This window comes from Streptomyces sp. NPDC037126, assembly GCF_055605965.1.
This window is the reverse complement of sequence record NZ_JBVJTD010000021.1, coordinates 67748-80288: the sequence shown is the minus strand read 5'-3', so window position 1 is coordinate 80288 and position 12541 is coordinate 67748. Positions and strand designations below refer to the sequence as shown.

At 72.3% G+C, this 12541-nt stretch carries 7 protein-coding genes; 4 read left to right on the top strand and 3 right to left on the bottom strand.

The window, feature by feature from the left end; genetic code table 11:
* The first annotated feature begins 302 nt into the window (after positions 1-302).
* Positions 303-2177 carry a LamG domain-containing protein gene (locus ACZ7FF_RS34765; RefSeq protein ID WP_470817445.1) on the top strand — a complete coding sequence of 625 codons (1875 nt, stop codon included), beginning with the start codon at positions 303-305 and terminating at the stop codon, positions 2175-2177.
* A 37-nt stretch (positions 2178-2214) separates the two neighbouring features.
* Here ACZ7FF_RS34765 and ACZ7FF_RS34760 read toward each other — a convergent pair whose 3' ends face one another.
* The 3 genes from ACZ7FF_RS34760 to ACZ7FF_RS34750 form a co-directional block, all read right to left on the bottom strand.
* On the bottom strand, positions 2215-4269 hold the full coding sequence (locus tag ACZ7FF_RS34760; RefSeq protein WP_470817443.1) for a hypothetical protein: 2055 nt from the start codon (positions 4267-4269) through the stop codon (positions 2215-2217).
* Positions 4270-4513: 244 nt separating this feature from the next.
* Entirely contained in the window at positions 4514-5953 is a 1440-nt protein-coding gene (locus ACZ7FF_RS34755) for an MFS transporter (protein ID WP_470817441.1), read from the bottom strand.
* A 53-nt stretch (positions 5954-6006) separates the two neighbouring features.
* Entirely contained in the window at positions 6007-6588 is a 582-nt protein-coding gene (locus ACZ7FF_RS34750) for a hypothetical protein (RefSeq protein ID WP_470817439.1), read from the bottom strand.
* Between the two features lie 375 nt (positions 6589-6963).
* Here ACZ7FF_RS34750 and ACZ7FF_RS34745 point away from each other — a divergent pair, with 375 nt between their 5' ends.
* From ACZ7FF_RS34745 to ACZ7FF_RS34735, 3 genes are all read left to right on the top strand, one after another.
* Positions 6964-9051 (top strand): DUF8189 domain-containing protein, encoded by a 2088-nt coding sequence (locus ACZ7FF_RS34745; RefSeq protein ID WP_470817437.1) that lies wholly within the window; start codon positions 6964-6966, stop codon positions 9049-9051.
* A gap of 659 nt (positions 9052-9710) precedes the next feature.
* The gene (locus ACZ7FF_RS34740; protein ID WP_470817436.1) at positions 9711-10376 is read left to right on the top strand and encodes a response regulator transcription factor; all 666 of its coding nucleotides are present in this window, start codon (positions 9711-9713) and stop codon (positions 10374-10376) included.
* Complete coding sequence (locus ACZ7FF_RS34735) at positions 10373-12520, top strand: ATP-binding protein (RefSeq protein ID WP_470817434.1); 2148 nt, start codon at positions 10373-10375, stop codon at positions 12518-12520. Before ACZ7FF_RS34740 ends, ACZ7FF_RS34735 begins: the two co-directional genes overlap by 4 nt.
* Positions 12521-12541: the final 21 nt, after the last annotated feature.

Genomic DNA, 12541 nt, shown 5'->3' with positions numbered 1-12541 from the left:
GTCGGCCGTGGTCACGACGATGCGGACGGCTCCCCGCTGTCGGCGGACGAGCGGGCCCAGCCGGACCGGCCGGGCGGACGGCCCGTGGCGGCAGGGGTGCCCGGGCCGTTCAGCGCGGACGAATCCTCCCGCAGGGGCGCGGCTCCTGCACGATCGGGACAGGGGAGGGGGCCGGGCCCGGTGCGAGAATGATCGTCAGACCGGCTGCCCGGAGGCGGCACGGCAATCCTTCAGAGACATCCGGTGAGGAGACCCCCATGCCTCGGTCTGTGGAGCGTACGCGGTCCACCGAGGAGCATACGGTGAGGCAGCCCGACCCGACCGGAGACGAGCGGGGAACCGACGACCTCTCCCTGGCCCGGCTGGCGGCGGGGTCCGGCGGTGGAGCCGAAGCCGCCGCGGAGGAACTCACCCGGCGCCACCTGAACGCCATCTTCGCCTACGCGGAGCAGTGCACGGCCACATCGCAGTTCGCGGTGTTCCTCGCCACCGCGGCGATCGAGTCCGCACTGCTCGCACTGCCGGTCAGCGGCTCGGACACCGCCTGGCGTCCGCACGTGCTCGACAGCATGCTGCGGACGGCCGCCGAGTGGCTCCAGGACGAGCGGCGGCACAGGCTCGACGGCGCACTGGTGGCATGGCTGTCGTACCCGGCGGCGCTCCCCGGTCCGGAGGACCCGCGGCCCGCGGTGGTGACGGCCTTCCACCGGATGCCCGTACGCTTCCAGGTCGCCCTGTGGCACCTCGTCGTCGAGCGCGAGGGCCCCGAGACGGTCGCCCAGCACCTGGGCGCGGACGTCACCGTCGTCCGGACCTGGGTGCCCACCGTGGAGGACCGGTTCCGCAGCGCTCTCATGGAGGTCCGCGACGAGTACGCGGAGCCCGCGTGCCGGCCCTTCACCCGCATCCTCATCTCGGCCTCGGAGACCGACCCTCGGCGTGCCGTGGCCGCTCGTACCAGCAGCGGGCTCGACGAGCATCTGGCGTGGTGTGCCGACTGCACCCAGGCGCTCGACGACCTGACCCGGCTGAACGGCCCCGACCGGGGTGCGGCACTGGCCGAGGCGCTGCTGCCCTGGGGCGGTCGCCACTACTTCGAGGGGAGAACCGGCCCCTACTGGGTCCCCCCGACCGCCGCCGGGCCGCCCCCGGCACCGGGCGCCCCCAGGGGCCGCCGCCGTAGGATCGCGTCCGTCTCCCGTTATCTGCGCAGCGTGCGCAACCAGCGGGTCGTCCTCATCCCGCTCGGGGTCTGCACCGCCGTCACCGCCGTCATCGCCTGCGTGGCGACACCCCAGTTCGAGGCGACGGGAGAGCACACGCACACCCGGGCCACGGCCCAGGACGACGTCAGTCTGCTGACGCACGACGCCGACACGTCCCCTGCCCCGTCCCCGCAGGCGCCGTACCGCAAGGCGCGGACCGGCCAGAAGTACACGGAGACGGAGGCGAAGGCGGGCGCCAGCGAGAAGGCGGGGAAGAACGGGCCCCACGCGCCGAGCGGGCCCTCGGTGAAGTCCCCGCCCCCGCCGCCGGCCTCCCTCGCCGTCGAGGGTGCCGCGCTGCGCTGGGACTTCGCCGCGGACCGGCCGCACGACATGGGCTCACATCCGGCTTCCTTCATCGGCGGCGCGAACCTCGGCCCGGACCGCGACGGTTCCCTCATGTGCGACGGAAGCGGATATCTGCAGACCGGCGGAGCCGTGGTCGACACGACGCGGAGCTTCACCGTGTCCGCGTGGGTGCGCCTGACGTCGAAGTTCGGCTTCCAGACGGTGGCGGCGCAGGACGGCGACCAGGTCAGCGGCTTCTTCCTCCAGTACTCTTCCGACGCCGACCGCTGGCGTCTGGCCATGGGGCACTCCGACTCGACCGACGACTTCGAGTCCCAGGTGCTGTCCGACTCCCCGCCGGCGCTGAACCAGTGGCAGCACCTGACCGCGGTGTTCGACGCGAGCACCGGCGACCTCCGGCTCTACGTGAACGGAATGCTCCAGGGCACCGGCAGGCACGCGCACCTGTGGTCGGCCACGGGCCGCTTCAGCGTGGGCCGGGGGCTGTGGGACGGCGCGCCTTCCGACCTCTGGCACGGCGGCATCGACGACGTACGGGTCTACGACAGGGCACTCGGCTCGGCGGACGTGGCGGCCCTCGCGTCGGCCGGTCCGAACGACTGAGCGGGGCGGCCCGGCCGGTGCCGGGCCGCCGCCGCGGTCAGTAGCCGAGTTCGAGGCGTTCCCGCAGCGCGGTGTGTGCCTCGGGTGTCCAGTGCGGGTAGGTGTCGTCCGGGCGCCCGTCGTCGGTGAGCCAGTGATGGGTCCGGCCGCTGAGGTGCAGGGTCATGAGGTCGGCGTGCTGGACGAAGTGGAGGAAGCAGGGGGCGTCCGGGGTGTCGTTGGCGAGGTGGATGCGGTGCAGCCGTTCCCCGATCGCCTGCCGGGCCGTGTCGGTCGGCCAGGCGAAGTGCTCGTCGAGCCCGCGGTCCCCGAGCCAGCCGGCCTGGTGACCGGTGCGGAGGAAGTCGTCGTCCTGGGCCGTGGCCGCGAAGTCCGTGTAGGCCTTCTCGTGGGCGGTGAGCGGGTCCGCCCCCTCGTGGTGTGGGCCGCCCGCGGCGGCCAGTGCCCTCCAGGTCGCCTCCTCCACGCGCAGGACCCCTTCGGGCGTGAGGGTCCATGCGGTCGCCAACTCGTGCAGCGTGTCGTGGACGCTGTAGCCGAGAGTGCCCGCGTAGGTGAAGCGGCCGTTGGCCTCCCCGAGGAACTCCACGCTCTCGAAAGGCAGATGGAGGGGGTTCTGCAGCCACACGTCCGGGGCGACGGGCAGCCAGGCGTGCGCCTGACCGGTGCTCAGGGCGTTGCGCCAGACCTGTTCGGCAGCTGACGGCAGGGGGCCGGCGACCCGGCCGCCGTCGCGCAGCGCCGCCTTCTGCGCCAGGACCCGCCCGGCGGTGTGCTTCTGCTCGTCGCCGTTCGTGTCGGGGACGATACGCGGTGGATGTGCCAGGTCCCGGGCGTGCATGGCCGTGTTCGCCGCGCTGAGCACCGCTCCGAACGGACCGGTGACGTGGCTGAGGGCCGCGCCCGCGGTCCCGGCCGATTCCAGGGCCGTGTGGAATGCTCCCGGGTGCAGCATGCCGTGGGCGAACAGGTCGGCCTTGGCGGCTCCGGCCGCCACCACCCCGAGAGCCGTGTTCGGCGTGGCCAGCGTCTCGCTGTCGGCGTCGGTGCGGCCCCCGTGCTCGTTGTTCGCGACGCGGTAGCGCTGTTCGGTGAAGCCCTCGTCGGTCCGCTCGGGCGCGGTGTGCGCGCCGGTGCGGTCGAGGATCTGCCGGTCGGTGTGGACGGCGCGGCGCACAGTGGTCTCGACCGCGATCATGTCGACGGCCGTCAGGAGTGCCGAGAGCCCCGAGGTCACCGCCGCGAGGGCGGCGGCCGGCGTCAGCACGAGTACCGCGGACGCCGCGCTCAGCGCCGTGCTGACGGCTTCGCCTGCGACCCGGATGCGCTGCAGATCGGCGTGGAGCAGGTCCAGGCTCTTGCGCTCCAGCTCCCGCGCGCGTGAGCGCAGTTCCTTGTGGGCCTGGGCCAGCCACTTCGCGGCGTGCCGGGCGAAGTCCTCATCGGCCCGGCACATGGCGGCGAAGGCCTCGTCCACCTGGTGCCGGGTCTGCTCGTCGTCACGGGACCGCCAGGCGACGACGGCGGAGCGGCAGTCGGTGCAGGCGGCGAGGAACGCGGCGTGGCGTTCCGGCGCCGGACCGGGGCCTCCATGGGCGAACACCTGGCTGAAGCGGATGCGGGTGTCGGTCAGCTCCGCGGCCCAGAAGGTCAGCTGCTGGGCGGTGTCGTGGATCGTCCGGGCGACCTGCGTGGGCGGTACGCCGTCGGCCGTGCGCGCCGCCCGGAAGCCGACCGGTGCCCTGCCGCCGGCCGGAACGCCGGCCAGCCGGCGGTACTCCCGGACGAACTCGCGCAGATGGGGTTCGACTTGCCGCATGACCTGGTGGTACTGGTCCCGAACGGCCCGGTTGTCGCGGCCGGCGCCGCGCAGCGGATGCGCCAGGCTCGACCCGGCTGCCTCGTATTCGCCGAGGTGCTCCGCGAGCCAGTCCAGGTGTCCGGCCAGAGCCGCGGTGTGCGGGTGGCCCGCGAGATAGGCCCGTAGGTAGCGGAACCACACACTGCCGTGCCTGAGACAGGACGACAACTCGGTCGGTGGCGTCCCGGGGGGTACGGGGCCGGGCGGGAACCAGGACTGGGGGGTCGGCACGGCTTGACTCCGTAGGGTGTGTCGGGGCGGGCCGGACGGCGGGGCCTCGTCCGATTCTGCCCGCGCCCAGCACCCGGTGAGCCGGCCTTCCGGGCAGCGATGAGTGCGCGGGGCGCCTGCCCTTTGGCGTGCCCTCGCCCGGGTGCCGCCCGAAGCCGTGCCGGGCCCTGGCGGTTCCTCCGGCGCGCAGGCCGGGCCGTGCCGCCCGTGGAGCGGCACGGCGGAACGTGGGATGCGCGGGCTGTCAGTCGGCCGTGGCCACCTTCTGTCTGGCGAGCAGGAACACGGCCGCCAGCAGGCCGGCGCCGAACACCACGGCGGCCGTGAAGTACCCGCCCTGCATGGCCTCGGCCGCGTTGTGAAGCCGGTCGGCGGGAGGCACGGGGTGGATGCCGGAGAGGACCACCGTGCCGATGACGGCGACACCGAGCGTCCCGCCGAACTGCCGGACCGTCTGGACGATGCCCGAGGCCTGCGGGCGGTCCGCCGCGGGGACGCGGCTGAGGGCGTCGGTGTTCACCGGCGAGATGACCAGCCCGAGTCCGAAGCCGAGCACGGCCGAACCGGGGACGTTGGCCCAGTAGTCGATGCCTGGCAGTGTCAGGGCCCACATCACGGTGCCTGCGGTCGCCAGCAGCAGACCGGTCAGCAGCGGGGGGCGCGGACCGGAGCGGTCGTACCAGCGTCCGGCCACCTGAGCCGCGACCATGAGCGGGACGATGAAGGACAGCGAGGCGCAGCCCGCGCGCACCGGCCCGTACCCCAGGAGGTTCTGCGAGTACAGCGACGAGTACATGACCAGGCCGAGCATGCTGAACTGCGTGGCGAGGAGGACGACCACATTGCCGTTGAAGCCGTGGTGGCGCAGCAGACCGAGCTTCACCAGGGGGTCCGTGGAACGCAGTTGGGTGACGACGAACACGGCGGACAGCGCCAGGCCCGCGGCCAGCACGGACAGCGTGCGGGCCGACCCCCACGACCAGGAGGACGACTGCTGGAGCGCGTAGACCGTGGTGCCGACGGCGGACATGAGCAGGAGGGCGTGCGGGACGGACACGGACAGGGCGGGCTGCCTGGGGTTGGCGGGCCGGGCCCGTCGTATCAGCAGCAGCGTGGCCACTCCCACCGGGACGTTGATCCAGAACACCGCACGCCAGGAGACCCACTCGGTGAGAGAGCCGCCCAGCAGGGGCCCGAGGGCGAGGAAGAGCTGGCTCACGCCGGCGTACACGCCCATCGCGCGGCCGCGTACGGCAGGGGGAAAGGCCGCCATCACGATGCTCGCGCTCACCGGCATCATCAGCGCGGCACCGCAGCCCTGCGCGACGCGGGCGGCGATCAGCCAGCCCTGCCCCGCCGAGCCCGACGGGGCGAGGCCGCACAGGGCCGAGGCCAGGAAGAAGATCCAGATGCCGGCCCGGAACGTCGTGACCGGTCCGAACTTGGTGCCCAGCCTGCCGCCCATGGCGACGGTCGCCGCCATCGCCAGGACATAGGCGTTGACGACCCATTGCTGCCCGGCGGCCGACAGCGGCAAGGTGCGGGCCATGGTCGGCAGAGCCACCGTGACCACGGTCTGATCGAGCATGATCATGGCGAGGCCGCCGGTCATGGCGATCAGGACGGCCCAGGCCCCACGAGACGGCCGATCCGTGGCGAGGTCCGGCTCGGCGACGGTGTTCACGGTCGCGTTCCCCTCCGCCGGCCTGCGCCGGCCCTTCCGACGAGTGACCGTGTTCACGGCCGCACTCCCATCCGCCGGCCTATGCCGGCCTTGTCGACGATCACGTGGGTGCCCTTGAGTCCGCCCAGTACCAGCGCGATGGGCAGGCCCCAGCCGAGCAGCAGGCGCCCCGTGCCGAGCAGCGCGACGAGCAGGTGGCACACGGTCGCCGTGACGACGACCGCCATCCACAGCAGGGACATGTCGCGGTTTGCCGCCCGGAAGGTGGGGCTGTCCCAGTAGCGGTGGTGGACTCCGGCCCGGGCGTACTGCTCGGTGAACGGCACGGTGAACACGGAGACGAACATGACGGTCGCCAGGGCGAGGGCCGCGCCGCAGTTGCCGTACTCGGCGAGCAGCCGCCGGACCTCCGTACCGCCGCTCAGACCGGCCGCCGTCAGCCCACCGAACGTCACCGCACCGGTGACGTCGACGAGCTTCACGCCGCCGCCGAGGGCACCGCCGACGGCCAGAGTCAGCGCGCAGAGGAACGCGGCCAACGCGGCACAGCCGACGGCACTCGCGTCGAGATGCTCGTTGATCGTCAGGAACAGGGCCCAGGGGGCCAGTCCGACCAGCAGTTGGCAGATACTCACGCTTACTCGCCTAGGGGGACCGAAAGGGCAGCACCATGCTGTTCGGCCCCGCACGGGCGGGCATCCGTCGAATGACGCAGGAATCGGTGCCACCCGTGTTCGGCGGCGTACTCCCGACAACCGGCACACATGGCGTCCCCGATCCGGTTCCAAACGTGATGTGTGTCCCAACTGGCCTTCTGTTGACGGGTGTTCACGGCCGACTGCACACTCGGTCGCCGCATGCGGAGGCCTTCCGGAACATGACGCGCTCCGCCCCTCTTGGTGACCAGGGCCACCGCATCACGTCAGGAGAACCGGGTGAGCGAGACAACGCGCAGCAGAGCTGCACGCTTCGGGTGGCGCTCAGGAATCGCGACCGTGGTGGTCGCCGTCATGTCAGCCGTGGGAACACCCGCCGCGAGCGCCGCCCCCGGGCCGGACACGGGACATGTCGCGCCGGCCGGGAAGGCCACGGCGGCCGAGGAGTCCTTCGACCTCGGCTCCTGGATGGAGCAGATGAAGGGGACCATCGGCGACCGCCCGCTGAACCGGATCGTCATGCCCGGCAGTCACGACGCGGGCACCGCGGGCATCACCAAGGACAGCGGCATCTGCGACTGGGGTGACACCGCCTCCACGGCCAAGAAGAACCGGTCCATCGCCGCGAGCATGTCGAGGGGCCAGAGCGGTTCCCTCGTCCAGCAGCTCGACGCCGGATCCCGCTATCTCGACCTGCGCCTGTGCGAGGAGAAGGGCAAGTGGTACCTGTACCACGGCGGCCCCATGGGCCGGCAGTTCTTCGACTCGTACGACAGCCAGAACCACCTCACCGCCAGGGGCGAGGCCGACGAGCTGGGCGCCTGGGTCCACCAGCACACGAAAGAGATCGTGATCGTCCGGGTCCAGACCGCCGCACCCCCGGCCACGGCCAAGGCGGACACCGCCGCCGCCATCCTCGGGCTGGGCGCCGTCCTCGACGGCAGCAGGTTCCTGGCCAACCCCGAGATCGCCGACGGTTCGCTGAGCCCGACCTCCACCTACGACCAGTTCATGGCCGCGGGCAAGCACATCGTCCTGATCGACGACACCAACAGCACATCCCTCCCGTGGGTGTGGGGGCCCTCCGCGCAGTCCTACCGCGGGAGCTATGTCGAGGTCTCCCACAAGATCTGGGACATCATCCTGGCGCAGTTCCACATCCACCAGGCCCAGGACAACCGCGACGCGGTGATCAAGCGGGCCGGCGAGGTGTTCGCCAAGCCCCCGGGTGCCGCCGCCGGCAAGTTCTTCGTCCTCCAGGGCATCGTGGACCCGACGGACTCCATCCCGAGCGCGGCGGCGGCCTGGGTGCTGAAGGAGCTGGGGCTGCTTCCGGCCAGTGTCGCGGACAACATCCTGCTCAGCCTGGAACACAAGCTGAACAAGCAGCTGCTGGACAAGCTGCGCGGTGACTGGAACACCGCCAACGTCACCGACAACATGAACATCGCCATGACCGACGACGTCAACCAGAACTCCGACGGCGTCGGGGCCGGTGAGCTGCAGCGGGAGATCATCTCCAAGAACCTGCCGAACGTCCCCCTCACGCCCCAGACGTTCTACAGCACCAGTCGCCAAAGCGACGGCTCATGGACCGCGCCCAGCGCGCTGGAGGGAGCCCCGGGATCGTTCCGCTTCCTGGGCCCGCGCGTCTCCGTCGCGGCGATGCCCGACGGCAGCGCCCAGGTGGCGGGCATCGGCGCGGGCGGCAACGTCTGGCACAACATCCGGTACGCCGACGGCTCGTGGCAGGGCTGGAACGTGGTCCAGGCCGGGCTCGCGACCACCGACGTCGCCATCACGGGCATGCCCAACGGCGACGCGCAGCTCATCGAGGTGGGCAAGGACGGCTACGTGTACCACAACATCCGGTACGCCGACGGCTCGTGGCAGGGCTGGACCTCCGTGACCGACGGCGGCAGCCGGGTCAGGGCGGGCAGGGTGGCGCTGGCGGGCATGCCCGACGGCTCGACCCAGGTGCTGCTCTTCGGCGGTGACGGCAGGATGCGCCTGGGCACGCGGGCCGCCGACGGCTCCTGGAAGCCGTGGACCCTCGTCAAGGGCACGAGTGGCGCGCCGGACTTCCAGGGGCACGCCCTGGCGATCGCCGCCATGCCCGACGGCGACAGCCGGATCGCCGCGATCGGCAAGGACTCCGCCGTCTGGACCATCACCCACCGCGCCGACGGGTCATGGGACGACTGGTCCGCGCCGAACGGCGTCTCGGCCGGGCCGATGGGCGCCTCGGCCGTCGCCCTCACCGGCATGCCCGACGGCACCAGCCAGTTGCTCGCCGTCGGACTGGACGGCTACGTCTACCACACGGTGCGCGACAGCTCGGGCTTCGCGCCGTTCCGCTCGATCGGCCGGGCCGGCGACCAGGTGGGCATCGCGGGCATGCCCGACGGCTCCGCGCAGATCATGCTGACCGCCGCACACTGACCCGGACGCACCCCGCGGGGCGGGTGCACCCGCCCCAAGGCCGGGCGCCGCGGGCCGCGCCGACCCGGTCCGGACCTTGTGTCCGTGTAAGGAAAACTCCAAAGCCCCACCCAACCCGTCCTCTGATGGGATCTCTGCCGTGACCGGCTACCGGGTGAGGCGTCCCCCGAAGCTCCCGGCGGCCGGTCACGGCCTCCCGCCCGTGGCCCGGCCACCGGGAGGCGTCCGCGTACCGTGCGCCCGATCAGGAGCCGAGCTTTTGGCACGGAGCGGATCGCGGGGGAGCGCCCAGCGGGGGCACGCGGCACCGACGCCGTCAACCGGGGAAATCCCCAGGACTCCATGTCGTGGAGCGGCCGTGGGGAGCGTGTCGCACGGCACTCGGTCAGGCCGTCGAGGCGGGTTATGCTCGCACCCGGTGCAGGCCCGCCGCCGTACCCCTTCGCCACGATCGCCGGCCCGCTCCGCGCCTGTGGCGGTCACTGCGGGGACCTGTGCGGCCGGCTCCCCGGTGCCGTTCCCCGGCCTCCTCGCCCTGCCGAGGGGGAGCCGCCGTCGACTTCCCGCCCGTCCGCGAGGGACGGCATGCGTCGTCGGCCCCCCCGCCGCCGTCCGGCACGCGTGGCGCATCCGGAAACAGCACAGGAAGGAGAAGTCACGTGCGTGTGCTGATCGTCGAGGACGAGCCGTTCATGGCGCAGGCCCTGGCCACCGGACTGCGCCGGGAGGCCATGGCCGTCGACCACGTCGCCGACGGGGCGGCCGCGCTGGAGCGGCTCACGTGCCACGACTACGACGTGGTGGTACTGGACCGTGACCTGCCCCGGGTGCACGGGGACGAGGTGTGCCGCCGCATCACCGAGCGGTACAGCACGACCCGGGTCCTCATGCTCACGGCGGCGGCCACCCTCGACGACCGGGTCGGCGGGCTGCGCCTGGGTGCGGACGACTATCTCGTCAAGCCGTTCGACTTCCCCGAACTCGTGGCCCGGCTGCACGCCTTGCACCGCAGATCGGGTGCGCCACCCCCGCCGGTGCTGGAGTGGTCCGGCATCCGGCTGGACCCCTTCAGGCGCGAGGCCTATCGAGACGGCCGGTATCTGCGCCTTACCAGGAAGGAGTTCGCCGTGCTCCACATCCTGATGAGCGCGCAGGGCGGTGTCGTCAGTGCCGAGACCCTGCTGGAGAAGGCCTGGGACCAGCATGCCGACCCCTTCACCCAGGCCGTCCGGGTGACCATCTCCACCCTGCGCCGCAAGCTGGGCGAGCCGGCCCTGCTCCAGACCATGACCGGGGCCGGCTACTACCTCGGCGGCCCGGCGTGAGTTCCGGCGCCCCCCGCGGACAGCTGACCATCCGCGCCCGGCTCGCGCTCACCTACGGAGCGCTGGTCGCGGCCTGCACCGTGACCATGGCCGGGCTGCTGTACGTGGTCATGATGTACGGCCCCAGCTATTCGGCGCAGCTGGATCACCCGACCATGTCCTGCGCGGCTTCCCCCAGCCAGGGCGCGGCGCCGGGAACGTCCGGCCGCCCCACCCCGGAGACGTCCCGCCGCCCCACCCCGGAGACGTCCGGCCGCCCCGCCGTCCCGGAGCAGTCCGCGCACACCGCCGGCCCCGGCGCGGACGCGGGCTCCGCCACCCCCCGCGGTGATGCCGTCTCCGCCGCCCCCGAAGGCGGTTCGGGAGGCGCGGGCGACCAGAGCAGACCGACGTGCCGCACACGACCCGGCCTGGTGTCGTTCGACGTCTCCTCGAAGGCCGACTTCCTCAAGGCGCTGCTGCTGTTCAGCGCCGCGGTCGGCGCTGTCCTGCTGCTGATCTCGCTGGTCGTGGGCTGGTTCGTGGCGGGGCGGATGCTGGCGCCGCTCCAGCAGATCACCGCCACCGCGCGGGGCATCGCCGACTCCACCCTGCACGAGCGCATCGACCTCGCCGGACCGAAGGACGAGATCAAGGAGCTGGCCGACACCTTCGACGCGATGCTGGTGCGCCTCGACCGCGCGTTCCAGGCGCAGCGGCGGTTCGCGGCGAACGCCTCGCACGAACTGCGCACCCCGCTGGCGACCATGCGGACCATCCTCCAGGTGGCACTCGCCTCGCCCGAACCGGACGACCTGCGCCAGGCAGGTGCCCAACTGCTCATCCTCAATGAGCGTTCCACCGACATCACCGCCGCCCTGCTGGCCCTGGCCCGGGCCGATCACGGAGCGATCACCCGGGAACCGGTCGACCTCGCCGGGGTGACGAGGGAACTGTGCGCCCAGACCCGCACGGCGGCACGTGAGGCCGGTGTCGGGATCACCGGTCCGACGGGCGAGGCCCGGGTGACGGGCGACGCGACGCTGCTGCGGCAACTCGTCGCCAACCTCGTCGACAACGCCGTCAAGCACAACCACCGCGGCGGCACTCTGTCCGCCATCGTGGCCCGGTCGGCAGACGGCTGGGTCGAGCTCACGGTGCGCAACTCCGGTCCGGTACTGGACCAGGACGCGGTGGACCGCGCCTTCGAGCCCTTCCACCGTCTCGACACACGCGCGCGATGCTCCGCGGACCGACCTGCGGGCTACGGACTCGGGCTCGCCATCGTGCACGCCATCGTCCGCGCCCACGACGGCACGCTGACCGCGGTACCGCTCCGGCCCGGCGGACTGGAGGTGTCGGTGCGGCTGCCGGGACCGCCGAAGGCACGCCCCGACCGCCCGCCGGCAGGTGACCGCCCGGCGCCGGCAGTCGAGCGTGCGACGCCGCCGCACCGGGTCACCGGCACGGTCCGCTCCCGGCCCGCGCGGGGCCACCGGCACGGAAATCCTCTGTCATTCGACGGATGTCCCGGGCGTTCGGCCGTCACAGCATGGTGGGCGACAGCAAACCACCTCGGAGAGACGGCGATGAAACCAACCAAACTCCTGCTGGGCCTGGTCCCTTGGATCCTGTTCTCGTTCATCACCCAGCAACTGGGCACGGGGACCGTCGGCCTCGCCGCCCTCGCCTCCTGCCTCTTCTGTCTGGGCCTGACCGTTCGCGGAGCCATCCTCGGCGGCGGCCTCAACTTCATCGACACGGCCGGTGTCGTGACGTTCGGCGCGCTGGCCGTGACGGGTCTGCTCGGCTCGGACCACACCCGGCAGCTGCTGGTGGACTACGGGCGCGCCGGCTCCGCCTTCGTCCTCGCCGCCATCATGTTCGCCTCCGCCTTCACCGTGCCCTTCACGGAGCAGTACGCCAGGGCCTCGGTCCCCCGTCAGTACTGGAAGAGCCCCGCCTTCCGGGCCCTGAACCGGCGCATCTCCCTGCTCTGGTCCGCCGCGATCCTCGGCATGGCGCTCTGCCACACCCTCGCCGGTGCCATCGGCACGAACACTCTTCTGCTCAACTGGATATTCCCCCTCCTCCTCGTCCTCCTGGCCGTCAAGCAGACACAGGCGATCGCGGAGCGGGCGTCCGCCGCGCGTCCCCGGTCCTGAGGTCCGGCCGGCCGGACGAGA

Bases quoted from the DNA above. Each gene is read 5' to 3' on its own strand.
- ACZ7FF_RS34745 (WP_470817437.1), top strand. From the start codon at position 6,964: ATGTCAGCCGTGGGAACACCCGCCGCGAGCGCCGCCCCCGGGCCGGAC.